General features: G+C 70.2%; 15 protein-coding genes, 1 tRNA gene and 3 rRNA genes. 5 read left to right on the top strand and 14 right to left on the bottom strand.

Annotated elements, in window-relative coordinates; translation table 11 throughout:
* Window positions 1-51: 51 nt before the first annotated feature.
* From Ae717Ps2_RS05575 to Ae717Ps2_RS05550, 6 genes are all read right to left on the bottom strand, one after another.
* Window positions 52-4,284 carry a hypothetical protein gene (locus tag Ae717Ps2_RS05575; protein WP_075333102.1) on the bottom strand — a complete coding sequence of 1,411 codons (4,233 nt, stop codon included), beginning with the start codon at window positions 4,282-4,284 and terminating at the stop codon, window positions 52-54.
* Between the two features lie 104 nt (window positions 4,285-4,388).
* Window positions 4,389-6,065 (bottom strand): energy-dependent translational throttle protein EttA, encoded by a 1,677-nt coding sequence (ettA, locus tag Ae717Ps2_RS05570; RefSeq protein WP_075307698.1) that lies wholly within the window; start codon window positions 6,063-6,065, stop codon window positions 4,389-4,391.
* A gap of 24 nt (window positions 6,066-6,089) precedes the next feature.
* Window positions 6,090-6,632, bottom strand: coding sequence for a single-stranded DNA-binding protein (locus Ae717Ps2_RS05565; RefSeq protein ID WP_075307700.1), 543 nt, complete (start codon window positions 6,630-6,632; stop codon window positions 6,090-6,092).
* A gap of 1,369 nt (window positions 6,633-8,001) precedes the next feature.
* Window positions 8,002-8,118 (bottom strand): 5S ribosomal RNA (gene rrf / locus Ae717Ps2_RS05560).
* Between the two features lie 104 nt (window positions 8,119-8,222).
* Window positions 8,223-11,313, bottom strand: a 23S ribosomal RNA gene (locus Ae717Ps2_RS05555).
* A 315-nt stretch (window positions 11,314-11,628) separates the two neighbouring features.
* Window positions 11,629-13,149, bottom strand: a 16S ribosomal RNA gene (locus Ae717Ps2_RS05550).
* The 16S, 23S and 5S rRNA genes sit together here, the layout of an rRNA operon.
* A gap of 736 nt (window positions 13,150-13,885) precedes the next feature.
* On the opposite strand from Ae717Ps2_RS05550, the gene Ae717Ps2_RS05545 reads away from it, so the two are divergent.
* On the top strand, window positions 13,886-14,509 hold the full coding sequence (locus Ae717Ps2_RS05545; protein WP_075307702.1) for a methyltransferase domain-containing protein: 624 nt from the start codon (window positions 13,886-13,888) through the stop codon (window positions 14,507-14,509).
* Between the two features lie 3 nt (window positions 14,510-14,512).
* Here Ae717Ps2_RS05545 and Ae717Ps2_RS05540 read toward each other — a convergent pair whose 3' ends face one another.
* The gene (locus Ae717Ps2_RS05540; RefSeq protein ID WP_075333101.1) at window positions 14,513-15,316 is read right to left on the bottom strand and encodes a PP2C family serine/threonine-protein phosphatase; all 804 of its coding nucleotides are present in this window, start codon (window positions 15,314-15,316) and stop codon (window positions 14,513-14,515) included.
* A 192-nt stretch (window positions 15,317-15,508) separates the two neighbouring features.
* On the opposite strand from Ae717Ps2_RS05540, the gene Ae717Ps2_RS05535 reads away from it, so the two are divergent.
* Window positions 15,509-15,582 (top strand) — tRNA-Arg (locus tag Ae717Ps2_RS05535).
* A 96-nt stretch (window positions 15,583-15,678) separates the two neighbouring features.
* Here Ae717Ps2_RS05535 and Ae717Ps2_RS05530 read toward each other — a convergent pair.
* The 4 genes from Ae717Ps2_RS05530 to Ae717Ps2_RS05515 form a co-directional block, all read right to left on the bottom strand.
* Window positions 15,679-16,149, bottom strand: coding sequence for a nuclear transport factor 2 family protein (locus Ae717Ps2_RS05530; RefSeq protein WP_075307706.1), 471 nt, complete (start codon window positions 16,147-16,149; stop codon window positions 15,679-15,681).
* A 245-nt stretch (window positions 16,150-16,394) separates the two neighbouring features.
* On the bottom strand, window positions 16,395-17,216 hold the full coding sequence (locus Ae717Ps2_RS05525; protein WP_060711063.1) for a family 1 encapsulin nanocompartment shell protein: 822 nt from the start codon (window positions 17,214-17,216) through the stop codon (window positions 16,395-16,397).
* Between the two features lie 2 nt (window positions 17,217-17,218).
* Window positions 17,219-17,791, bottom strand: coding sequence for a hemerythrin domain-containing protein (locus Ae717Ps2_RS05520; protein WP_075307708.1), 573 nt, complete (start codon window positions 17,789-17,791; stop codon window positions 17,219-17,221).
* A gap of 9 nt (window positions 17,792-17,800) precedes the next feature.
* Complete coding sequence (locus Ae717Ps2_RS05515) at window positions 17,801-18,646, bottom strand: serine/threonine-protein kinase (protein WP_075333100.1); 846 nt, start codon at window positions 18,644-18,646, stop codon at window positions 17,801-17,803.
* A 358-nt stretch (window positions 18,647-19,004) separates the two neighbouring features.
* Here Ae717Ps2_RS05515 and Ae717Ps2_RS05510 point away from each other — a divergent pair, with 358 nt between their 5' ends.
* Complete coding sequence (locus Ae717Ps2_RS05510) at window positions 19,005-19,817, top strand: hypothetical protein (protein ID WP_075307712.1); 813 nt, start codon at window positions 19,005-19,007, stop codon at window positions 19,815-19,817.
* A gap of 120 nt (window positions 19,818-19,937) precedes the next feature.
* Here Ae717Ps2_RS05510 and Ae717Ps2_RS05505 read toward each other — a convergent pair whose 3' ends face one another.
* A complete protein-coding gene (locus tag Ae717Ps2_RS05505; RefSeq protein ID WP_075307714.1) occupies window positions 19,938-21,437 on the bottom strand; it encodes an FAD-dependent oxidoreductase in 1,500 nt (499 codons plus the stop codon).
* 13 nt (window positions 21,438-21,450) lie between these two features.
* Window positions 21,451-22,380, bottom strand: a complete 930-nt coding sequence (locus Ae717Ps2_RS05500; protein ID WP_020627538.1) for a diiron oxygenase — start codon at window positions 22,378-22,380, stop codon at window positions 21,451-21,453.
* Window positions 22,381-22,566: 186 nt separating this feature from the next.
* On the opposite strand from Ae717Ps2_RS05500, the gene Ae717Ps2_RS05495 reads away from it, so the two are divergent.
* On the top strand, window positions 22,567-23,391 hold the full coding sequence (locus Ae717Ps2_RS05495; RefSeq protein ID WP_075307718.1) for a collagen binding domain-containing protein: 825 nt from the start codon (window positions 22,567-22,569) through the stop codon (window positions 23,389-23,391).
* The gene (locus tag Ae717Ps2_RS05490; RefSeq protein ID WP_075333099.1) at window positions 23,384-24,196 is read left to right on the top strand and encodes a YceI family protein; all 813 of its coding nucleotides are present in this window, start codon (window positions 23,384-23,386) and stop codon (window positions 24,194-24,196) included. Before Ae717Ps2_RS05495 ends, Ae717Ps2_RS05490 begins: the two co-directional genes overlap by 8 nt.
* Before the next feature lie 106 nt (window positions 24,197-24,302).
* Here the strand turns inward: Ae717Ps2_RS05490 and Ae717Ps2_RS05485 are convergent, their stop codons facing one another.
* The gene (locus Ae717Ps2_RS05485) at window positions 24,303-24,632 is read right to left on the bottom strand and encodes a hypothetical protein (protein ID WP_020627541.1); all 330 of its coding nucleotides are present in this window, start codon (window positions 24,630-24,632) and stop codon (window positions 24,303-24,305) included.
* Window positions 24,633-24,659 lie beyond the last annotated feature (27 nt).

The following is a 24,659-nucleotide window of genomic DNA, read 5'->3' as shown; positions in this document are numbered from 1 at the left end:
CCGCCGACGGCCGCGCTCGCGACGACCGGGCGAACGGTTCCCCGCGTCCGGTCAGATCTCGCGGTAGGCCGCGAGAGCCCCGGCGAGGAGATCGGCGAGGCCCATGTCCTCGGGGATCGCGGCGGGCTCGGACGGGGCAGGTGTCGCCGAGGCGCCCGGCGTCTCGTCCGTCGATGACGACGTCGTCTCCGGGCGTTCTGTCGTTTCCGGCCGCTCGGTCGTCCCCGAGTGCTCCGTCGTCCCCGGATACTCCGTCGTCCCCGGACGCTCGGTCGTCCCCGGCTCCGTCGCACCCGTGTGTTCGGCTCTCGCGGATGGCGCGTCGTCCGAGGTCGCGGGGGTGCCCGCCTCGCCGTGCTGCGGCTCGGTCGCCGGACGGTTCGCGGTGGTGGATCCGTTCGCGGTGCCCGGGCCGTTCACGGGGGTCGGTCCGCTCGTGGCGGACGGTCCGCTCGTGGCGGCGCCGTCGTCGGTCCCCGGAGCGACGACGGCCGGCGTACCCCGCACGACGGTCGGTCCGGCCGCGGTACGCAGTGTCCAGGTCCCCGCGCCGCTCCCGTCGGGCTTCCCGGACGCACCGTGCGCAGCGCTGTCGTTCCGGTGGCCACCGCCCCGGACGGAGGTGGTCCCGTTCCCGTCGAACAGTCCTGCGGTCCCGTCGTGTCCGTCGTCGGTCGGCGGAGTGACATCCCGCTCACGACGACGGGGCAGCGCGGACTCTCCCGCCCCGTCGTCGACCCCGGACCACCGCACCGGCAGTCCGGAACGTTCCCGGGCCGGGCCGTCGTGCCGGGAGGCGGCGCCGTCCGTCCCGGGGAGGTCGAGGTGGGCCCGCACGGCCTCGGCGAGGCGCCGGTCCGGTTCCGGGGGCAGCGCGAACCGGGTGTCCAGCGGGTCCGGTGCCGACGTGCGGTCCACCGGAGCGGAACCGCCCCACACCTGCGACGTCGTGGTGCTCTCCGGGTCGGTGGAGTCCGTGCCCGCCGCACCGCGGTCGGACGGGGCCCGGACGGCGTCGTCCCCGGCAGAGGGGCGCGGCTCCGCGGTGCTCCCGGAGGCGCGGTCCCGGCCACCGGGGCCGGGGCCGGCCAGGTCCCGGGCGGTCCGGTCGGGGGGCGTCGGGCTCCCGACGGGTCCGTCGGAGCGCCGCCGCCCGCCGCTCCCGGGCCGGACGGTGAGACCGACAGCGCTCAACGACCTCGCCGCGTCACCACCGGCCCGTCGACGCCCACCCCGGCCCGCGCCTCCGCCGGTCAGGTCCAGCGGTGTGGCCAGTGCCGGCCCGGCGACCGGCTCCGGGGCCGACGACCCACCGCCGTCCGACCGGTCCGCCTCGGCGTTCCGTGTCGTGCCGGAGTGTCCGTCGGCCCGGTCGCGTACCGAGGAGGCCTCGGGGAGGGGCGCCGGTGTGTCCGGCCCGGTCAGCTCGGTGACGATCTCCTCGCCCTCGACACCGTGCGGGCCGACGGCCTGCATCCGCAGGGACGCCCCCGCCGGCAGCCCGCCCCGGCGCACGCGGGCGCCGAGGTGCGTCGCGAGCGACCGTGCCCAGAGCAGGACGGTGACGTGGTCGACGTCGGGCAGGATGACCCGCACCGTGTCGTCGTCGCGACGCGTGGTCCCCGACGGCGGGACCAGCCGGCGGGTCCGGACGACCACGTCGTGCAGGGCCCCCACCGCCGCCGTGCCGGTGATCGTCTCGAGATCGCCGTCGACCAGGTCGAGGACGATCGACCGCTCCGCCGGACCCGGTGGCCCGGTCGGGGTCGCAGGGGCGGCCGGGGTCGCAGCCCGACCCGTCTCCGGAGCACGGCCCCCAGCGCGCCCGCTCCCCTGATCGGTGCGCGTGCCGGTGTCGGCGGGGGGCGGCTCGGGCGCCGCCCGATCGGCGACGACGGTCGGCTCCGGAACGGGAGATCCGTTCCGGTGGTCGCCGGCGCGGCCTGGGTCGTCCGCGCGATCCGCGCCGTGGTCCTCGCCGGACCGGTGGGCCCCGTTGCGTCGTGTTCCGTTCCGTCGTCCGGACTCGGCCGGGACGTGGGACCCGTTGCGGGGCGCGGCGGGAGGCGGCTCGGGGGTACGCCACTCGGCCAGGAGGGCATCGGCGAGCGGTGAGCCACCTGCCGCGTCGGGGGTCCACGACGGACCGGTCCACGAGGGATCCCGAGGTGCCGTCGACGCCGGCTCGTCCGTGAGGAGACCGGAGATACCCAGCGGGTCGGCGGGGTCGATGCCCGTGGGTCGTTCGCGGCCGCTGCTCGTGGTGCCGTCGACCCCACGGTCGGCTGCCCCGGCTGCCTCCGCAGGGCCCGCAGGGTCGGGTCCGGTCGCCTCCGTGGTGCTCGTCGTGTCCGGACGGGCTGTCCCCGGGCGCCCGGTGGTGTTCGGCGGGCCGACCGTCTCCGCGGGGTCCGTGGTGTCCGGCGCGGCAGCCGTCTCCGCGGGGCCCGTCGTGTCCGCGAGACCCGTCGTGTCCCCGGGGATCGTCGTGTCCGGGATCGTCGTGTCCGGCGCACCGGTCGCCGACGACGTACCTGGTGCGACGCCGGCGTCGCCGGTACCGCGACCGTTCCGGTTCGCGCCGGCGGACCGGTCCACGGTGCGGTCGTCGCGTGACGGATCGGCAGGTCCGGCATCGTTCGCCGTGCCGGGGCCCAGGAGCAGGCTCGCCGAGGGCGCCCAGCGCAGCGGGAAGCGTCCGGGCAGGTCGTTCGCCGGACGGCCGTTCGCATCCCCGGGTCCCGCGGCGTCGTCGTTCCCGGGCCGGGCCGGCCGGCCGTCCCTGGCCCCGCCCGAACGGTCGTCCCTGCTCGGCGTGCCGGTGGAGCGGTCCTCCCCGGGCCGGTCGCCGGCAGGACGGCCGCGGTCGGACTCGGTGGGTCCGGTTCCGGCGGGTCGGTCGGTCCCGACCCACGCACCGACCGGTTGGTCCCCGACCGGCGTCCCGGTGGACCGGTCGTCCCCGGCCCGCTCGTCCCTTCCGGACGGCGACACGGCCCTGCCGGAGCCGGTCCCGGCGAGACCGCTCTCCGACGCACCGCGACCGGCGTCCTCCCGGGCCCCGGCACCGGGCCCACCGCTCGGGGCCCCGGCGACGGTGCCTCCGGTGGCAGCCGGACGCTCCGCGGATGCGGCTGGCACTCCGCCCGTGCGCGGGAACGGGGTGGGCCGCTCGGCGGTGGTGAGGACGTCCGCGAGCGGCAGCAACGCCGCCATCGCGGCGCGGAAGCGCGTGCCGCGGTCGCGATCGATCTGGTCGGCCTCCATCGCGGCCCGCATCGCCTCGAGGGCATCGCGGTACCGGCCCGAGCCCTCGTGCAGCTCGGACTGGGCGGTACGGCAGGCCGCGACCAGCGCGGGGACGCCCGCCTGTTCGGCGCCGTCAGCGGCCTCCACCAGGGCGCGGGCGGCGTGGTCCGCACGGCCCGCCTGCACCCGGGCGAGCGTGAGCCGCAGCAGGACGCCCTGACGGCCGGCGGCCGCGGCATCGCGCTGTGCGGCGGCCGCGGCGACCGCATCGGCCGGGACGTGTCCGGAGTCGAGCAGTGCAGTGATCCATTGGCTGAGCAGCGCCGCGGCGAGGTGGGTCGACAGGGGGCGGGCCCCGGGCCGTTCCGGCGTCCAGCCGAGCTGGGCCAGGCCGCGCAGCGCGCGGTCGACGGCGGCGTCGTGTTCGCGCCGCGCCCGGTGGACCGATCCGACGACGAGGTCCGCGTACGCCGCGGGCTCACCACCGAAGCCGGACCCGCAGGAGTCGACGTCGCTGCGCAGCCGCTCGAGTTCGGCGGCGGAGGCCCCGGCCAGTGCGCAGCGCACCTCGACCGCGAGCCGGTCGAGGCGTAGCAGCCCCGGGTCCTCGCCCGGTGCGTCGTCCGGCAGTCCGACGACGAGTGCCCGAGCCGCCTCGAGCTCACCGTCGGCCTGGGCGACCCCCGCCAGTTCCACCCGCAGACGAGCGCCCTCGGGGCGGGTGAGCACCTCGGTACCGGGCGCGCGGAGCGGGACCGGGACCGGGACCGTGGTGTCACCCGCGGTGACGTGACCGGTCACCCCGGCGACGACGGCGGTGGCGACGTCACGGGCGTCCCCGCTGGCGGCGTGACCGTCGAGCAGCCAGCCCGCAGCCTGGAGCCAGCGCAGATCGTCACCGTCTGCGACGGCTCGCCCGCACGCCTGCTCGGCCAGCTCCGCGGTGAGCAGCGGCCGCTGCCAGCGCAGGGCCGCCGCTGTGCGCAGCTCGGCCGTCGTCGCGCCGGCGGCCCGACCTCCCAGGTCGAACGTCACATCGCTTCCCGTGAGTGACACCACCGTCCGGACCTCCCGGCGAGCCGGTCACCCGTCTCCGGGGACCGGACCGACCGGATGGCGAGGTCCGGACCGGGCGGTGATCAGTCGCGGGTGAGCTTACGGTGGGTGACCCGGTGCGGTCGCGCCGCCTCCGCGCCGAGCCGCTCCACCTTGTTCTTCTCGTAGGCCTCGAAGTTGCCCTCGAACCAGAACCACGCGGCCGGGTTCTCGTCGGTGCCCTCCCACGCCAGGATGTGCGTGCAGGTCCGGTCGAGGAACCAGCGGTCGTGGGAGATGACCACGGCGCAGCCGGGGAACTGCTCGAGCGCGTTCTCCAGCGAACCGAGGGTCTCGACGTCCAGGTCGTTCGTCGGCTCGTCGAGCAGGATCAGGTTGCCGCCCTGCTTGAGCGTCAGCGCCAGGTTGAGCCGGTTGCGCTCACCGCCGGACAGGACCCCGGCCGGCTTCTGCTGGTCCGGGCCCTTGAACCCGAACGCAGCGACGTAGGCGCGCGACGGCATCTCGGTGTTGCCGACCTGGATGTAGTCGAGTCCGTCGGAGACGACCTCGAAGACGGTCTTCTTCGGGTCGATGCCGCCGCGGTTCTGGTCGACGTAGGACAGCTTGACCGTGTCGCCGATCTTGACCTCGCCGGAGTCCGGGTGCTCCAGCCCGACGATCGTCTTGAACAGCGTCGTCTTGCCGACACCGTTCGGACCGATCACACCGACGATGCCGTTGCGCGGCAGCGTGAAGGAGAGGTCCTTGATCAGCTGGCGGCCGTCGAAGCCCTTGTCGAGGTGGGAGGCCTCGACGACCTGGCTGCCCAGACGCGGGCCCGGCGGGATCTGGATCTCCTCGAAGTCGAGCTTCTTGTGCCGCTCGGCCTCGGTCGCCATCTCCTCGTAGCGGTCGAGCCGCGAGCGGCTCTTCGCCTGACGCGCCTTCGGGTTGGAGCGGACCCAGGCCAGCTCCTCCTTCAGCCGCTTCTGGAGCTTCGCGTCCTTCTTGCCCTGGACGGCGAGACGCTCGGCCTTCTTCTCCAGGTAGGTGGAGTAGTTGCCCTCGTAGGGGAAAGTGCGTCCCCGGTCGAGCTCGAGGATCCAGCCCGCGACGTTGTCCAGGAAGTACCGGTCGTGGGTGACCGCGAGGACGGCGCCCGGGTAGCTCGCGAGGAACTGCTCGAGCCACAGGACACTCTCGGCGTCGAGGTGGTTGGTGGGCTCGTCGAGCAGGAGAAGGTCGGGCTGGGACAGCAGCAGCTTGCACAGCGCGACGCGCCGGCGCTCACCACCGGAGAGGTGGGTGACCTGGGCGTCCCCGGGCGGGCAACGCAGCGCGTCCATCGCCTGCTCGAGCTGGGAGTCGATCTCCCACGCGTCGGCGTGGTCGAGCTCCTCCTGGAGCTGGCCCATCTCCTCCATCAGCTCGTCGGTGTAGTTGGTCGCCATCTCCTCGGCGATCGCGTTGTACCGGTCGAGCTTGACCTTCACGTCGCCGAGGCCCTCCTCGACGTTCCCGAGGACGGTCTTCTCCTCGTTGAGCGGGGGCTCCTGCTGGAGGATGCCGACCGTCGCGCCGGGCTTGAGGAACGCGTCGCCGTTGTTCGGGTTCTCCAGCCCTGCCATGATCTTGAGGACGGTCGACTTCCCGGCCCCGTTGGGGCCCACGACACCGATCTTCGCCCCCGGCAGGAAGCTGATCGACGCGTTCTCCAGGATGACCTTGTCGCCGTGCGCCTTACGCACGTTCCGCATCGTGTAAATCAGATCCGCCACGATGCGATGGTAGATCGGGCCGGCTCAGCCGCTCGAGGCCGGTGCGGTCGTCAGCCGCGCGAGCTCCTCGACCTCCGCACTCTCTGCCTCGTCCGGCTCGTCGTCGTACCCGTCGTGGTCCGGCGCCTCGGTCGGCGGGACTCCCCACCGGGAGACGGCATCGTCGGCGTCGCGGACCGACGGAACCGACGGACCTGAGTGCACCGACGGACGCGGCGCGACGGCCGCCGGGGAGAAGCGGATGTCGAGCCCGACGCTCGACGGCTCGATCCGGATGCTCTGCCGCACGTCGCCCTCCCGGCCCGTCCACTCCTCGACGTACATCCGGCCGATGACAATGACGCGGTGCCCCTTCTCGAAGGTCCGTACCGCGTGCTCTGCCAGGGTCCGCCAGCACGTCACCGTGTAGTAGGTGCAGGTGACGTCGCGCCACTGCTCGGTCATCGGGTCCTTGCGTCGGTGGTTCACCGCGACCATCAGGTCCGTGACCGGGATGTTGTTCGCGGTGTAGCGCAGGACGGGGGTGCGGGTCAGGTTGCCGACGATGGTGGCGGTGTTGTCGCTCATCGGATCCTCCGGAGCTCTCGGGTGCGTTGTCCCCATGAGCTTCACCCGCCCACGCCCCGTCGACGGGGTCGCTTCGCTGTCTGTGGACAACTGCGCCCATTGGGGATGAGTGGCCATCCCATCTGGACGGAGCCACGGAGATTGTCGGGCCGCTGTGCCTGCCCTGGCCTCTCGCCTACCCCGACGTGTCCAGCGTGGTGGCCGACACTCCCGTGAGCAGCGACGACGACAGCCGCACGGAATCCTCACGTCGCGGATCTCCGATGGGCCTGGATGCACGCAGGACCCTCTGCCCAGCGGAGCGGGCACCGTCGCGCGTCCACCACCCTCATGATCCGGTCACGCCGGACGAGGGCCACTGTCCGCACAGAACTGAGATGCCGGGGGGTCAGCGGGGTTCCCGGTGCGATCGTCAGTAGAGCGCTGACGGGGCACGTCACGGAGATGCGCTACGACCGGCCCCGGTGGTGGCCCCGCGGTGGAGCATGCGACCACCAGGGATCGATCACCGGTTCACGGACATGGCCGGCAGCGCGGCAGGACCTACTGCGCCCACGCTGATCTCCGGACCACCGTGCCGCGACCACACTTGGCCTGGAAAGCGTGCGGGCCTGGCCGACGGCTCCTCGTGTGTCGACGACGCCGTGGGTGCCGATCTCTGAGGGCTTTGGTGGCTGGTGTTGCCGCCGGGGGTGGCTGGTGTTGCTGCCGGCGGTTGTTCTCGGCCGACTGGGTGCCTCACAAGCGAGACTCCGCCTGTGTGTGCCTTATTGGCCCTGGCGTGCTCTCTCGCCGGTGGTGGAGAGTCGCGGGCTAGCCGGTGGTGCAGGGTCACGTCTTATCGATGGTGCAGAGTCGGGTGCCGAGCAGCGTCATCGGTGGAGCAGCGTCATCGGTGGAGCAGCGTCATCGGTGGACCGGGGGTCGCCGTGGCCCCGGCCCCGGGCCGAGTCCCCGCCCACTCTCACCCCGCATCGCCCTGCCTTACCGCGCCTCATCCATCGCCGCGGGTGCGTTCGACCTCGCACACCGTCCTACGACCTCGCAGACCCTGCAGCAGATGCGAGGTCACAGAAACCTGTGCCCCGTGCCCCGCCCGGCTCACAGCCGGCGCAGAACAGAACGGGACAGAACGGGACAGAACGGGACGGGACGGGACGGGACGGGACGGGACGGGACGGGACGGGACCGACTCCACAACCGAAAGCGGGCCCAGAGCACAGGCACACAACGCCCCGCACCCCGCCGGGCGCACTGTGGGCAGCGCTGTCGTGCCCTGGCAGCCTACGGAGAGCCGACCGGAACAGAACCCAGAAAACAGGAAACGCCCCGGACAATGAAGTCCGGGGCGTTTCCTGATCATGTTGAATGTCGGCGGCGACCTACTCTCCCACACCCTGGCGAGTGCAGTACCATCGGCGCTGGAAGGCTTAGCTACCGGGTTCGGAATGGGACCGGGCGTTCCCCTACCGCAATGACCACCGACAACACTATTCAACAAACCCCCACACAAACATGGGGGGACCTACGAACACACAACCCGCACAGGGTTGTGGGCTCAGGGTCACACAGTGGATGCGAACAACTCGTTGTGGCAAGCCCTCGGCCTATTAGTACCGGTCAACTCCACCCCTCACAGGGCTTCCATCTCCGGCCTATCAACCCAGTCATCTCCTGGGAGCCTTACCCACTCAAAGGTGGTGGGAGACCTCATCTTGGAACAGGCTTCCCGCTTAGATGCCTTCAGCGGTTATCCCTCCCGAACATAGCCAACCAGCCGTGCCCCTGGCGGGACAACTGGCACACCAGAGGTTCGTCCGTCCCGGTCCTCTCGTACTAGGGACAGCCTTCCTCAAGTCTCCAACGCGCGCGGCGGATAGGGACCGAACTGTCTCACGACGTTCTAAACCCAGCTCGCGTACCGCTTTAATGGGCGAACAGCCCAACCCTTGGGACCTACTCCAGCCCCAGGATGCGACGAGCCGACATCGAGGTGCCAAACCATGCCGTCGATATGGACTCTTGGGCAAGATCAGCCTGTTATCCCCGGGGTACCTTTTATCCGTTGAGCGACACCCCTTCCACAAGGTGGTGCCGGATCACTAGTCCCGACTTTCGTCCCTGCTCGACCCGTCAGTCTCACAGTCAAGCTCCCTTGTGCACTTACACTCAACACCTGATTGCCAACCAGGCTGAGGGAACCTTTGGGCGCCTCCGTTACTCTTTGGGAGGCAACCGCCCCAGTTAAACTACCCACCAGGCACTGTCCCTGAACCAGATCATGGCCCGAGGTTAAGACACCCAATTCGACCAGAGTGGTATTTCAACAACGACTCCACCACCACTGGCGTGATAGCTTCACAGTCTCCCACCTATCCTACACAAGCCGAACCGAGCACCAATACCAAGCTATAGTAAAGGTCCCGGGGTCTTTCCGTCCTGCCGCGCGTAACGAGCATCTTTACTCGTAGTGCAATTTCGCCGAGTCTGTGGTCGAGACAGCGCCCAAGTCGTTACGCCATTCGTGCAGGTCGGAACTTACCCGACAAGGAATTTCGCTACCTTAGGATGGTTATAGTTACCACCGCCGTTTACTGGCGCTTAAATTCTCCGCTTCGCCCCACAAGGGGACTAACAGGTCCTCTTAACGTTCCAGCACCGGGCAGGCGTCAGTCCGTATACATCGTCTTGCGACTTCGCACGGACCTGTGTTTTTAGTAAACAGTCGCTTGGGCCTGGTCTCTGCGACCGGCCATCCCTAGCCCGCACGGGGCATCAAGACAACCGGCCCTCCTTCTCCCGAAGTTACGGAGGTATTTTGCCGAATTCCTTAACCACAGTTCGCTCGATCGCCTCGGTATTCTCTACCTGACCACCTGTGTCGGTTTGGGGTACGGGCCGCAACAGCACTCGCTAGAGGCTTTTCTCGACAGCATGGGATCACCCTCTTCGCCTCAATCGGCTACGCATCACCTCTCACCCTTCACGACCCCCCGGATTTACCTAGGAGATCAGGCTACAGGCTTACACCACGACAACCACCGCGTGGCGGAGCTACCCTCCTGCGTCACCCCATCACTTGCCTACTACCAGATCGGATCCCACGCTCCCCCACAAACAACACTCCCGAAGGAGCGAAGGTGGGTTCGGATGGTTAGCATCACCAGCCTCGGCATGGACGCACTATCACGAGCACGGGAATATCAACCCGTTGTCCATCGACTACGCCTGACGGCCTCGCCTTAGGTCCCGGCTCACCCTGGGCGGAACAACCTGGCCCAGGAACCCTTGGTCATCCGGCGGCAGAGATTCTCACTCTGCATTCGCTACTCATGCCTGCATTCTCACTCCCACACCCTCCACCCGTAAATCACTCCCGGGCTTCACCAGACGCAGGACGCTCCCCTACCCAACAACACCACAAAGATGTCATTGCCACGGCTTCGGCGGTGCGCTTGAGCCCCGCTACATTGTCGGCGCAGGACCACTTGACCAGTGAGCTATTACGCACTCTTTCAAGGGTGGCTGCTTCTAAGCCAACCTCCTGGTTGTCCGGGCGATCCCACATCCTTTCCCACTTAGCGCACGCTTAGGGGCCTTAGCCGGTGATCTGGGCTGTTTCCCTCTCGACCACGAAGCTTATCCCCCGCAGTCTCACTGCCGCGCTCTCACTCACCGGCATTCGGAGTTTGGCTGACTTCGGTAAGCTTGTCGGCCCCCTAGGCCATCCAGTGCTCTACCTCCGGCGAGAAACACACGACGCTGCACCTAAATGCATTTCGGGGAGAACCAGCTATCACGAAGTTTGATTGGCCTTTCACCCCTACCCACAGCTCATCCCCCAGGTTTTCAACCCTGGTGGGTTCGGGCCTCCACGACGTCTTACCGACGCTTCACCCTGGCCATGGGTAGATCACTCCGCTTCGGGTCTACACCCCGCGACTCAACCGCCCTATTCGGACTCGCTTTCGCTACGGCTACCCCACACAGGTTAACCTCGCCACGAAGCATAACTCGCAGGCTCATTCTTCAAAAGGCACGCCATCACCCCGCAAGGCTCTGACGGCTTGTAAGCACACGGTTTCAGGTACTATTTCACTCCCCTCCCGGGGTACTTTTCACCTTTCCCTCACGGTACTTGTCCGCTATCGGTCACCAGGTAGTATTTAGGCTTGACGGGTGGTCCCGCCAGATTCACAGCGAATTTCACGGGCTCGCTGCTACTCGAGAACAATGCCCACAACAGAACCAAACATTTTCGCGTACGGGGCTATCACCCACTACGGCCGACCATCCCAGAATCGTTCCGCTAACACCGGTTCATGCTGTCCCACCCTCGGCAGAAGATGAACGACACGCCTCACAACCCCGCACCCGCAACGCCTGCCGGCTTGACACGGACACGGTTTAGCCTCATCCGCTTTCGCTCGCCACTACTCACGGAATCACTATTGTTTTCTCTTCCTGTGGGTACTGAGATGTTTCACTTCCCCACGTTCCCTCCACGCACCCTATGAATTCAGGTACGGGTAACGCCCCATGACGGGCGCTGGGTTTCCCCATTCGGACACCCTCGGATCACAGCTCGGTTGACAGCTCCCCGAGGCCTATCGCGGCCTCCCACGTCCTTCATCGGCTCCTGATGCCCAGGCATCCACCATGTGCTCTTAACAACTTGACCACAACAAGATGCTCGCATCCACTATGCAACACTCAACCCACAACCACACCCAACCAAGAACAACCACCACCCACCACAAGCAGGCGTTAGGAAGCCCCCGACCAGAGCGGCCAAAGAAAACAACCCGTTCACCAGGTGTCTCCTCAGGACCCAACAGTGTGCCAAGCCAAACCGGTCCAACGAACTGCGTTCCACCCAACGCACCCAACCCACAGACGGAGCTGATGATGCGATTCAATGAAGGAACCACAGAAACCCACAGAGCAAAACCCTGCAGAGCCATGTGATGCCCCATCACATGATGGGACTCCTTAGAAAGGAGGTGATCCAGCCGCACCTTCCGGTACGGCTACCTTGTTACGACTTCGTCCCAATCGCCAGTCCCACCTTCGACAGCTCCCTCCACAAGGGTTGGGCCGCCAGCTTCGGGTGTTACCAACTTTCGTGACGTGACGGGCGGTGTGTACAAGGCCCGGGAACGTATTCACCGCAGCGTTGCTGATCTGCGATTACTAGCGACTCCAACTTCACGGGGTCGAGTTGCAGACCCCGATCCGAACTGAGACTCACTTTAAGGGATTCGCTCCACCTCACGGTCTCGCAGCCCTCTGTATGAGCCATTGTAGCATGTGTGAAGCCCTGGACATAAGGGGCATGATGACTTGACGTCATCCCCACCTTCCTCCGAGTTGACCCCGGCAGTCTCCCATGAGTCCCCACCATAACGTGCTGGCAACATGGAACAAGGGTTGCGCTCGTTGCGGGACTTAACCCAACATCTCACGACACGAGCTGACGACAGCCATGCACCACCTGCACACCAACCACAAGGGAAGCCCTATCTCTAGGGATGTCTGGTGCATGTCAAACCCAGGTAAGGTTCTTCGCGTTGCATCGAATTAATCCACATGCTCCGCCGCTTGTGCGGGCCCCCGTCAATTCCTTTGAGTTTTAGCCTTGCGGCCGTACTCCCCAGGCGGGGCGCTTAATGCGTTAGCTGCGGCACAGAAACCGTGGAATGGTCCCCACACCTAGCGCCCAACGTTTACGGCGTGGACTACCAGGGTATCTAATCCTGTTCGCTCCCCACGCTTTCGCTCCTCAGCGTCAGTATCGGCCCAGAGACCCGCCTTCGCCACCGGTGTTCCTCCTGATATCTGCGCATTTCACCGCTACACCAGGAATTCCAGTCTCCCCTGCCGAACTCAAGTGATGCCCGTATCGACCGCACGCTCAGAGTTAAGCCCCAAGTTTTCACGGCCGACGCGACACACCGCCTACGAGCTCTTTACGCCCAATAATTCCGGACAACGCTCGCACCCTACGTGTTACCGCGGCTGCTGGCACGTAGTTGGCCGGTGCTTCTTCTCCAGGTACCGTCAATCACTCTTCGTCCCTGGCGAAAGAGGTTTACAACCCGAAGGCCGTCATCCCCCACGCGGCGTCGCTGCGTCAGGCTTCCGCCCATTGCGCAATATTCCCCACTGCTGCCTCCCGTAGGAGTCTGGGCCGTGTCTCAGTCCCAGTGTGGCCGGTCGCCCTCTCAGGCCGGCTACCCGTCACCGCCTTGGTAGGCCATCACCCCACCAACAAGCTGATAGGCCGCGGGCCCATCCCCCACCGAAAAAAACTTTCCACCACCAACCATGCAGCCAGTGGTCCTATCCGGTATTAGACCCAGTTTCCCAGGCTTATCCCAGAGTGGAGGGCAGGTCACCCACGTGTTACTCACCCGTTCGCCGCTCGTGTACCCCCGAAAGGGCCTTACCGCTCGACTTGCATGTGTTAAGCACGCCGCCAGCGTTCGTCCTGAGCCAGGATCAAACTCTCCAACAAAACCCTGACAAACAAACACTGGCCACAACACCCGACGGGATCGAATGCTGCAACCAAACAAACAATCTGGCACAAAACGCCAAACCGATTCAATATAGCTCGACACACTGTTGAGTTCTCAAAAGACACCCGCACCGCAATCACCCAACCCCCACACAAGGAAGCGGGATCCTGAAGACGGATCGCCTCGACCCACCAAGACAACCACACCGAGAAACTCGGCGAACCACCAGGGGGTCAGCTTGTCCGCGGGGCCTGTTGACCGAACCACTCAGGGCCCGTTCTGTCCGGCTCACTCGCTGACAGGAAGAAAGTTACGCCATGCGATTCGGGCACGTCAAACCGGAGTCGGAAACACCCGATGACCTGCGCAAACCCGTCTCCGGGCCGCACGACACCGCGGTCGAGCCCGACCCTGCCGAGCGACGAACGGTCGCCCTGACGAGCTCACCTCGGATACTGGTTGACCAGCGCCGATCGCGCAAGTGGAAGCTCACGGTGGGGGTTCGAACCGGAGCTCCACCCGTCGTTCGTCCCACGCCTGCCTGCACGCCAACTGTTTTCAAGATTTTTTTCGACCGCCCGTCGCGGTGTCCGGCCGCGACGAGCGGTCGGTGGGCGGAAGGTCGTCGCCGGAGGCGACGGGCTCAGGGAGTTGATCACGATCGTCGACCGCGGGTGGCCGTTCGTCGTGGTGTCTCGTAGGCCCGGTGCATCGCCACGCGAGACTCGGCGCGTGCACTCCGACGGAGACGTCCTCCCTCCTGTCCTGCACCGGCTGCGTGCCGGCGCGGAGCTCACCGCCGCGGCCTGGTGCCGCACCCCGGGTGCGACGGGCCGGGTCCGGGCGACCGTCGTCGCCGGGCAGCTCGTGGTGGAGGCGGGCGACAGTGAGCCCCTCCGGATCACGGCGTCGCCCGTGGCGCTTCCCCTCCGGACCCGGTCGGTGGACCGGGTCGCCGTCCCGATGCTGCTCCCCCACCTGCGGGACATCGACGGTCTGTTCGCGGAGCTGCGGCGGGTCCTCGCACCGCACGGGCTCATCTCGGTCCTGGTGCCGGCGCCGCGGTCGTTCGGCTGGCACGGGTCCGCGTTGCGGAAGGCGGTCCGTGGTGCGTGGCGGCACAGGGCGGCCGTCGAGCACCCGGAGTGGCTGGCGGCCGCCGCGGACTTCGCCGTACTCGCCGACGACCGTCTCGACTTCACCCTCGACGGGGACGCAGCGTCGGTCGGCGCCGACGAACTGTGCGCGGCCGGCGTCTACCCGCCCGATCTCCCGGACCGGGCGCGTGCGGACCTCGCGGCGCACCGCACGGCGCTGCGGACGGTCCGGTTGCGGCGGGTGGTGGCCCGGCGCTGAGGATCAGTCCGCGGTGGCGATCTCGGCGACGGCCCCGGCGATCCGCAGATCCTGACCCGGGCCGCCGGCGTCGTCGACCTCCACGACGTCGGCGACGATCGCGGTGATGTTGTCGGGCCCGCCGCCCTCGTTGGCGAGCCTGATGAGCTCGTCGACGACCTGCTCCGGCTCGGCGCCGGAGGCGAGCTCGCGGTGCAGGACGTCGTCGTCGAGCACGGCGGTCACACCGTCGGAGCAGAGGAGATAGCGGTCCCCGACGAGGATGTCGACACGGTCGAGGTCCGGTTCCGGCGCGTGGTCGGTGCTCAGCGCGCGCATCAGGACGGAGCGGCGCGGGTGGTGCGCCGCCTCCTCGATGGTGATCTGCCCCTGGTCGACGAGCTGCTGGACCATCGTGTGGTCGTGGGTGAGCCGGCTCAGCTCGCCGTCCCGCAGCAGGTAGATCCGGGAGTCCCCGATGTGGGCGAGCGCGAGCTGGTCACCGGTGAGGAGCAGCGAGACGACGGTCGTGCCCATCCCCCGCATCTCCGGCTCGTCCGCGGCGCGGCGGGCCAACCGGTCCGTGGCGTCGTTGAGCGCTTCGATCATCTCGGCCGCGAGGTCGATGTCGGTGAGGTCCTGCGGGAGTCGAGACTCCAGCTCGGTGAACACCGACACCGTCGTCGCACTCGCGATCTCGCCGTGGGCATGACCGCCCATCCCGTCGGCCACGATCAGCAGTCGGCCGGTCGTCGCTCCGGAGTCCTGGTTCGACGTCCGGCGACGGCCCACATCCGACCCGAGCGCGGATCGCAGTCCCAGCACCATGGGGACAGTATGGACGTCACGGTCCGTCAGCGTCGCAGGCGAGGCCCGTTCGGCGTGTGCTTCAACCGGTCGGATGGCGCTACGCCCTGCGCACGGGCCGGATCGGGTGGTTCGTGACGGCGGAGCCGCAGCTGTGATCGCTTGCCCTCCTCGCTACGGTGGGGGCGCACCGGACGAGGTCCGGGGCGGCCGGCCCTCGTAGCTCAGCTGGATAGAGCAAGAGCCTTCTAATCTCTAGGTCGCAGGTTCGAATCCTGCCGGGGGCACTCACCTACACACCGAGTCGGTTGCTCCCGGCACGGGTGTGCTCGTCGTCGGCGTACATCGCCTCCAGACGCGGGCACGTCACTCGGCGGGACCGCTCACCGGCCCTGCCGGTCGCGGAGAAGTGCGGCGACCTCGTCCCGCGTGTACTCATCGGGTTCGTAGCTGGTTCCCTGTTGCGTCAGGCACCGCCAGCCGTCGCTCCCGTGAACCCAGGTTGCGGTGAACCGGGTGTGCGCGGAGAGGTCCTCGCCGTCGTTGGTCACGGAGAGGGTGAAGTAGTCGCCGTCGAGCTGGGCGATCGGGCCGTTCACCCGGGCCGCGGCGCGGTGGACGATGTAGGTCGCTCCTGGTTCGAGGCTCCGGACGAGCGTCAGGTAGCCGTCACGGTCGTAGCGGCGGCCGAAGACGCTGACGTAGAGGAACGCCGGGTGCAGGTACTGCTCGAGCTGGTCGACCAGTCCCGACGAGTTGCACCGGGTCCACTGCAGGAAGCGCAGTCGTAGTGCGGTCGCGATCTCGTCGTCCCACGTCCACGCGGGCGGCGGTCGGTCGGTAGCTGGGGACATCAGGATCTCCGACTCGGGAGGGGGCCGCGGGATCCGTGCGCTGCCGGACCGACCGCAGGGACACACCCATCGTGCGAGCGACCGGAGCCACCGCCCATGCACCTGCCGGAGAAAGGAATCCGTCCGGGTTGTGCGCGGCGATGGGGCGCGGATCCGCGGAGCCACGGAGGTGCGGGCCCGCCCCCGACACACGACCGTGCCCCGCCGGACGACGACGGGGCACGGTCTCGCGCACGAGCGGCAGGTCAGCGCAGGCGCACGCTAGCGTCCGGCTCGACGGCGCGGAAGGTGAAGCTCTCCTCCAGGTAGAGGTGCACCTCGCGGGCGTCGTGGTCGGAGTAGCCGATCGCCAGGTCCTGGCCGACGTCGAGCAGGAAGTCCCCGCCGCGCTGGCTGACGACGACGGCACCGTCGAGACCGTGTGCACGCAGGATCTGCCCGCCGAGGATCCGGCTCAGGTGCTCGAACAGCGGGTAGCCGCCGTGCTCGGCGGTCTCCACGATGCGGGTGTAGCCCTCGGGCGCGATCGCCATCGCGTAGGGGCCCTCGATGCCGTTGCGGCGCAGCTGGTCCACCGCACGGGCCACGGCCCCCGGGTAGGTCTCGGGGTCGTCGCCCAGGGCCACCGTGTCGTACGGCGAGACGCCCGCGATGCCCTCGAAGCCGGCCTCGGGCCAGCCGTGGAAGATCGCGCGGTTCTCGATCGCGGCGGCCGCGCGGGCGGCGCGGGCGAGGTCGTCGAACTCCGGGTCCTTCGCACCGCGCTGCAGGTCGTCGATCTCGTCGCGGGAGACCGTGAACGGGACCCGGAACTCGGCGAACGGCTGCACCCGGCGCAGGCGGGCGGTGACGCCGTCGCCGGCGACACCGGGCGGCGGCCCGTCGAGCCGCTGCGAGCGGCCGAGGTCGACCGAGGACGTCTGCCAGCCCGCGGTCCCGGTCCAGTCCGCGAGGCGACGCCCGGCCAGCAGCGGCGTCAGGCGCTCGCGGGCCTCGTCGTCGACGGCCTTCCAGGCCGTCGTGGGGATCGGCGCCTTCTCCCGCATGAGGTGGTCGTGCACGGCCATGTCTACTTTCCCTTCAGGCTGCCGATGCCGAGCCCGTCGCGGGTCGGGTCGGACGGGTCGATCTCGGCCTGGATCGCCTCGACGTAGTTCTCGGGGTCCTTGTCGGAGTTGTCGAGGCCCGCGGTGGTGGGGTGGGCGTCGAGGAACTCCGCGAACTGCTGGCCGAGGGCGTCGCGCAGGCCGGTGGTGGCGTTCAGGCGGAAGTTGGCGAGGCCCTCGTTCTCCTCCTCGCCCATGTGCTCGTCGTTCGCACGGCGGGCCGCCCAGACCCCCTCCCACCAGTGGCCGCTGCCGACGGGGCTGCGTTCGGCCTGCGCCACACCGTCACGGATCTCGTTGTGGTCCCCGATGGCGTCGAGCGTCTCGTCCTCCGGGTCCTCCCCGTGGGCGAGCAGCTGCGGGTAGAAGATCTTCTCCTCGGCCAGGGCGTGCACGTCGAGGCGCGCGGCGAGCGGCTCCCAGAGGCGGGCGAGCTCACGGGGGTCGGCGTCGCGCGCCTGGAGCTCGTCCAGGGCTGCGAACTGTCGGCGGAACCAGGCGTGGTCGTCGAGGATCAAGGTGGTGATGTCCGGCACCCGCGCAGGCTACGACGGTCCGGGGCCGCCGGCTCGCCGGAGATCCATCGGTCGCCGGTGGTGCCGGAGGAGCAGGGCGAGGTCGTCGGCGGCCGACCGCTCGTCCGGGTGCCGGCAGGTCGCGGCGGACAACGCCCGGCGCAGCCGGGGCGGCAGCTCCCCGGGGACCCGCGGAGGCCGGTGCAGCCGGGCGACGGCGGACTCCACCGTGGTCCCCAGGTACTCCCGCTCCCCGCTGAGCGCTTCGAGCAGGACCAGGCCCAGGGCGTACACGTCCGCGGCGGAGCCGACCGTCTCACCGGCGACCTGCTCGGGCGCGAGGTAGGCCGCGGTGCCCAGGACGGCGTCGGTCCGGGTCAGCGCCGAGCAGCCCAGCACGCGGGCGACGCCGAAGTCGGTGAGACGTGCCCGGCCGGTCTCGGCGCAGAGCAGGATGTTGGCGGGCTTGACGTCGCGGTGCACCACCCCACGGGCATGCAGGTGCGCGAGGCCGGACGCGATGTCGGCACCGATCCCGGCGACCTGCTCGACCGGCAACGGACCATGGGCCAGCCGAGCCGCGAGCGTCCCGCCGACGACGAGCTCGGACACCATGAACGGGCGGCCGCGGTCGACGCCCCCGCCCAGCAGCGGCACCAGGCTCCGGTGGTCCAGGTGCGCCATGGTCCGCAGCTCGCGGCACAGCCGGTCGAGGCTGCCGTCCTCGCAGCGGTCGAGGAACAGCTTGACCGCGACCGCCCGGTCCTCGTGCGGGTCCCAGGCCCGGTAGACGGTCGCGGTCGACCCGATGCCGACATGGGTCGCGAGGATGTAGCGGCCGGCGATCACGTCGGTCTCCGGGACCGCAGAGCGCATCACTGCCATGACAGACGGTGCCGCCACCACCCGGGCCCGTGTCCAGACCGGAGCAGGTCCATCACTCTCCCGGGTTGTCCTAAACGCCCCGATGGGGCTGTTCCCGGACCGGATGCCTTGCGGGACAACACCCGGGAGACGGGGTGCCCGCCCCCGGCCGGTGTCGACCGCGGCACGCGACCGGGCGACCGTCGACGGCGGGCCGTGCCGTGCGCCGGTGCCGACCGACCGCCGTCGTGCCACCGGCCGACGACGGCGTGCGGGTCGTCGCACATCCCCGACGCGGCCGCGCGGAGGAGCGCCCGGCCTGCGACGCTCGAACCGACCGTGTCCACCGTTCGAGGGAGCCAGCAGCGTCATGGCAGTCGAGACGCCCGCCGGCCCCTCCGCGGCGACGGCCCTGCTCGACGCGGGGACCGCGCCCGGATCGGCGTTGCTCCTGCGTGCGCTGCTGGAGGCCGCGCGGCTGCGCTACGTCGGACGCCCGACCACGCTGCGCTCCCGCGGGGCCCAGGTGCGGCTGGTGCCGACGGCCGTCGCGTCGTCGGGGCTCGGTGCCCGGGCGCTGACGACCGGGCGGTTCGCCACGGTCACCCTTGCCGCACGCGACGTCGTCCGGCCCGGTCTCACGCTGCGCGGGCTCACCGTGACCGCCGCGGACGTGCGGCTGCGTCCCGGCCTCGCGCCGGAGCTGGTGACCGGCCCGGTGGAGATCGAGGCCGAGCTCGACCCGGCCTGGGTCGCCGGGCGGCTGCGGGAGCACCTCCCGCAGGTCGAGGTGGGTGTCGACGACGACGGCGTCGCCCGGGCCCGGCTGCGGCGCCGTCCCGGGCTCGGGGCCGCCGACCTCGCGGTGTCGGTGGACGGGCACACCCTGTCCTGGAAGGTCACCGGCCTGACCGTCGCCGGGCGGTGGATGGGTCCACCCCGCTCGGCGGACACCCGTCGCTCGGTGCGGGCAATGGTCGACCGCAGCCCGCTGGCGGCGATCCGCTCGGGCCGGGCCGAACTCCCCGGGCTGCCCGGCGCGCTGCGGCTGCACGGGCTGGACCTCGCCCCCGGAAGGATCCTGGTGCGCGGCACGCTCGACGAGTGGCGCCGCAGCGTCCCGGTCGCGCGGATCGACGACGTGCTGCGCGGCGCGCTGTCCCTGCTGGACCTGAGCCGCTGACCCGGAACAGCTGCCCGTGCCCGCCCGTGCCCGAGCCGCCTGCACGTCGATCAGTACCTGAGCGTCGTCGTCCGACCGCGGGACAGCACTGAGGTACTGATCGACGCGCAGGGCGGGCGGTCAGCTCCGGCGGAGCCGCCGGGTGATGGCGCCCAGGCGCGAGGTCGGGCGGCGCGACGGGAGCAGGCCGGCAACGGCATCGTCGAGCAGGGAACCGATCGTCTCGGCCGCGCAGGTGCGGTTGGTGCCGATCCCTCCGGACGGGCCCCGCTTGATCCAGCCGACGACGTAGTGGCCGGGACGGCCCTCGACGCGGCCGGCGTCGTGCGGGACGAGGCCACGGTCGTCGTCGAAGGGCAGGCCGGCGACGGGACGGCCGCGGTGCCCCACGGCGCGCACGACCAGACCGGCCGGGATGTCGGTCCCGTCCGCGGTGTGCACCCCCTGGGCCCGGACGGTGCCGTCGATCCGCTCGGGCGCCGAGTGGAACCGGAACACCACCCGTGGGCGCTCGGCCGGCACCGACCAGTCGATCTTCTCCCGGCGGGCGCCGCGCAGCAGCGCGTGCGACGGGGACGCGGCGGGGCCATCGAGGGACTCGGCGATGCGCGGGTCGTGCTCGTCGACCACGACCTCGACGCCGCTGCGGCCGAGCAGCTCGCGCAGCTCCGGTGCGGTCGCGGCGACGGCCTCGGGGCCACGGCGGGCGAGCAGCACGACCTCGGTGATCGCACCGGTGCGCAGCGCGGCGAGCGCGGCCGGGTCGATCGGCGTGCCCTCCAGATCGGCGGCCGACGCGGTGAGGACCCGGGCGACGTCGATCGCGACGTTGCCGGTGCCGACCACGACGACACGCTCCACGGAGGTGTCGACGGCGTCGCGCGGCACGTCGGGGTGGCCGTTGTACCAGCCCACGACGGTGTCGGCGGCGATGCTGCCGGGCAACCCCTCCCCCGGCAGGCCCAGGTCGCGCGGCGCGGGCGCGCCCACGGCCCAGACCACCGCGTCGTGCCGGGCGGCCAGCTCGTCGGCCGAGACGTCCCGGCCGACCTCGGTGCCCAGCCGCATCCGCACCCGCGGGTGGGAGTGGAACCGGGCGAAGGACTCCCCGATCCCCTTCGTCGACGGGTGGTCGGGCGCGACCCCGAACCGCACCAGCCCGCCCGCGACGTCGAGCCGGTCGTAGAGCGTGACCGTCGACGAGGTGTGCAGCAGCAGGTCCTGTGCGGCGTACATCCCCGCGGGCCCGGTCCCGACGACGGCGACGTCGAGCGGGGCCATGTCCGCGGGCAGCGACCGCGTGAACTTCAGCGGGTACCACTCGTGGAACAGCGGGGAGTCGCCCTCCAGCTTCCCGGCGACCGGCTTGCCCTCGAAGTAGTCCGCGTTGACCTCGGCGTACCCGGCGAGCGATGCGCTCAGCCGCTCCACCGGGAAGATCGCGTCCACCGGGCAGGCGTCGGCGCAGGCCCCGCAGTCGATGCACGCCCGCGGGTCGATGTAGAGCATGTCGGTCGTGGCGAAGTCGGCCTCGTCCGGCGTGGGGTGGATGCAGTTGACCGGGCAGGCGGCGACGCACGACGCGTCGGTGCAGCAGGTCTGGGTGATCGCGAAGGGCACGGCCGGCTCCGGATCAGATCAGGTTGGCGCGACGGTAGAGGGCCAGCGCCGGCTTGGTGAGCAGGCCGCAGGAGGACAGGAACTCCATGAGCCCGGCGCAGGAGGACCGCAGCAGTGCCTTGTGGTGCTCGTTGTTCCGCGCCTCGCGCAGCGCGCGCTTCCGGTCGAGGCCCGCGTTCTCGTACAGGTCCTCGTTCCACATGGCGGTGACGATCTCGTAGGCGGCCAGGGCCACGAACAGGGCCTGGACCTGGCGGCGCAGCGGGCCCGCCCCGCGGAGACGGTCACGCGTCTCCTCGCGGGCGAACTTCATGTGCCGCGACTCCTCGACCACGTGGATGTTGTTGATCGTCCGGACGAACGGGACGACGCGCTCGTCGCGCATCCAGTCCCGCTGCATCACGTCGAGGACCTCCTCGGCGACGAGGATGGAGGCGTAGGCGGCCTCACCGGAGTAGACGGCCGCGCAGAGCCGGCCCATCGCGACGACACGCTTCTTCGGGATGTAGGCCGGGGCGCCGAGCTTGGCCGAACCGCGGGCGAACATGATCGAGTGGCGGCACTCGTCGGCGATCTCGGTCAGCGCCCACTGGAACGCCGGGTCGGTCGGGTCCTTCGCGTAGAAGTCCCGCAGGATCAGCTGCTGCAGGATCATCTCGAACCAGATGCCGGTCGAGGCGACCGACGCCGATTCCTGGCGGGTCAGCTCCTTGCGCTGCTCCTCGGTCAGCTCGGCCCAGTAGGCGGTGCCGTAGAGGCTGCTCCACTCCGGGCTCATGCCGTGGTAGTCGCGGTCCAGCGGCGTGTCCCAGTCGACCTGGGTGGCCGGGTCGAACGAGAGCTCCTCGGAGGACCGCAGGAGGCGCTCGGCGGTGTCGTGCCGATCCTCCGCGTGCCGGTCGTTCCCGGCCTCGAGCCCGTGCTCCGGAACGGTGGCGGTCATGTCGACTCCTCGCAGACAACGACGTCAATGCTGTAACCACCGGTAACGTTACCACCGGTTACACGTGACGCAAGCCCCCCGAGCGCACGGCGGCCCGATCACCGGCCGACGACACCGGTGCGGGTGACGCACCGCCCACCCGGGAGGGTTATCGTTGCGATGCGCAACTAACTGGGAGGTCGCGACGTGACACCGGAACGGGACGGACCTGCGGTCGTCGGCACCGTGCGGGGGCGGTCCGGCACCCCCGTGCCGGGCGCGACCGTCACCGTCACCGACCTCGACGGCCGCCAGCACGGGCGGACCGCCAGCGGCGACGACGGCACCTACGCCGTGCCCCTGGGCACCGGCGGGACGTACCTGGTGGTGACCCGCACCGACGGCGCCGGGCCCGACGCCGGGCTGGTCGCCGTCGGCGCGTCCCCCGCCCGGCACGACGTGACCGTCGCCGGCGGCGGCACGGTGCGGGGCACCCTGACCGACGCGACGGGCCACCCGGTCGGTGCCGCCGCCGTCACACTGATCGACACCGCGGGCGAGGTCGTCGCGCACACGCCGACCGACCCGGCCGGCCGGTTCCTGGTCGAGACCCCCGGCACCGGCCCGCACACCCTCACCGCGACCGCACCCGGGCACGGGCCGCTGGCCCGCACCGTCGACGCCGACCCGGCCGCGCCGCCGGTGGAGCTGCGCTTCCCCGCCCTGGCCGGGATCGCCGGCGTCGCCCGCAGCGGCGACGGCCGCCCGGTGCCCGGGGCTCGGATCGTGATCGGCGACAGCGACGGCCGCACCGTCGCCGAGACCACCACCGGCCGGGACGGCAGCTACGAGCTGCACGGGCTCCCGCCCGGACGGCACGAGCTGACCGCGAGCGGCTGGGCGCCGGTCGTCGTCGCGGTGCAGGTGGCACGGGGGGCGACCACGCCGGTCGAGGTGCGCTTCGGCGCCCCGGACCCGACCGACGACGACCGGATCGGCGGCCCGACGCGGACGGAGCACGGACATGGCTGAGCTCTACGGACGGCTGAGCACCCCCGACGGCTGGCCGGTGACCGGCGCGACGGTCACCGTCATGGACGCCACCGGCGTGCAGCGGGGCCGGGCGGCCAGCCGGGCCGACGGCGGGTTCGCGGTGGCGGAGCTGGCGCCGGGGCCGCACACGGTCGTCGTCGCCGCGGCGGGGTACGAGCCCTCCGCGCGGGCGGTCTCCCTCGCCGGGGACGGCGTCGACCTGGGCCGCGTCGAGCACGCCAGGGCCGGCGGCGCGGTGCTGCCCACCCCGGGGCTGTGGCGGATCGACCCGCAGCACTCCAGCATCCGGGCCACCGCGCTGCACCTGGGTATGAGCCGCATCCACGGCAGGCTGCGCCGGTTCTCCGGCGACCTGCGGGTGGCCGACCCGTTCGAGGCCAGCTCGGTCAGTGTGTCGATCGACGCGGGATCGGTGGACTCCGACGACCCCGACCGCGACTCCCACCTGCGGACCGCGGACTTCCTCGACGTCGAGACCCACCCGGCCATCGGCTACGAGGGCGACGGCCTGACCCGGGTCGACGCCACCCGCTGGACGGTGCACGGGATGCTCTCGCTCAAGGGCGTCAAGGCGCCGGTCGACCTGCACATGACCTACGGCGGCACCGGCCCCGACCTGTGGGGCGGCACCCGGGCGGCGTTCACCGCCACCACCGAGATCTCCCGCGACGAGTTCGCGATCGACTGGAACCAGTCGGTGCTGGCCGGCGTGCTCGCCGTCGGGCGGACGCTGCGGATCGACCTCGACGTGCAGGCCGTCCTGCAGGAGGCTCCGCACGCGTGATCGCCCCGCCCGGGAGATCCCGGACGGGGCGATCCCGGCCCGCCTGCCCCGTGCGAGCCGGTTGCACCCCGGGCGGCCCTGTGCACGACCGTCCGGGGCGGACCGGTCAGCTCAGGCCGTCGAGCGCCCCGAACACGGGCGCGGTCAGGTCGACCGGGGTCAGCAGGTCCTTCGGCAGCGGCGCCGCCGGGACGTCCTTGAGCAGGTACACGGGGGTGTTCCCACCCGGCCGGTCACCGGCGGACGGGTTCAGCTCGGCCGAGTCGCTCGGGGTCGCCTCGCCGTCGTAGTGCCAGACGGTGCCGTCGTAGTGGGCGTCTCCGTGGCCGTGGCGCTGGTGGCCCTCGTCGGCGTGCGCGAGCCCGCCGGCCAGGGTGGCCAGCGCCCCGGCGCCGGCGACGGCGGCCAGTGCGCGGGCGGTGGTGCGTGCGGTCATGGTGTGAACCTCTCTGGTGGGGGGAGC

This window comes from Pseudonocardia sp. Ae717_Ps2 (assembly GCF_001932475.1).
GTDB lineage: Bacteria > Actinomycetota > Actinomycetes > Mycobacteriales > Pseudonocardiaceae > Pseudonocardia.
The sequence above is the reverse complement of the archived record's forward strand: the minus strand, read 5'-3'. Positions and strand labels throughout refer to the sequence as shown.

Bases quoted from the DNA above. Each gene is read 5' to 3' on its own strand.
- Ae717Ps2_RS05490 (WP_075333099.1), top strand. From the start codon at position 23,384: ATGGCTGAGCTCTACGGACGGCTGAGCACCCCCGACGGCTGGCCGGTG.
- Ae717Ps2_RS05485 (WP_020627541.1), bottom strand. From the start codon at position 24,632: ATGACCGCACGCACCACCGCCCGCGCACTGGCCGCCGTCGCCGGCGCC.
- Ae717Ps2_RS05525 (WP_060711063.1), bottom strand. From the start codon at position 17,216: ATGGCCGTGCACGACCACCTCATGCGGGAGAAGGCGCCGATCCCCACG.
- Ae717Ps2_RS05510 (WP_075307712.1), top strand. From the start codon at position 19,005: ATGGCAGTCGAGACGCCCGCCGGCCCCTCCGCGGCGACGGCCCTGCTC.
- Ae717Ps2_RS05500 (WP_020627538.1), bottom strand. From the start codon at position 22,380: ATGACCGCCACCGTTCCGGAGCACGGGCTCGAGGCCGGGAACGACCGG.
- Ae717Ps2_RS05540 (WP_075333101.1), bottom strand. From the start codon at position 15,316: ATGGTGCTGGGACTGCGATCCGCGCTCGGGTCGGATGTGGGCCGTCGC.
- Ae717Ps2_RS05565 (WP_075307700.1), bottom strand. From the start codon at position 6,632: ATGAGCGACAACACCGCCACCATCGTCGGCAACCTGACCCGCACCCCC.
- Ae717Ps2_RS05515 (WP_075333100.1), bottom strand. From the start codon at position 18,646: ATGCGCTCTGCGGTCCCGGAGACCGACGTGATCGCCGGCCGCTACATC.
- Ae717Ps2_RS05530 (WP_075307706.1), bottom strand. From the start codon at position 16,149: ATGTCCCCAGCTACCGACCGACCGCCGCCCGCGTGGACGTGGGACGAC.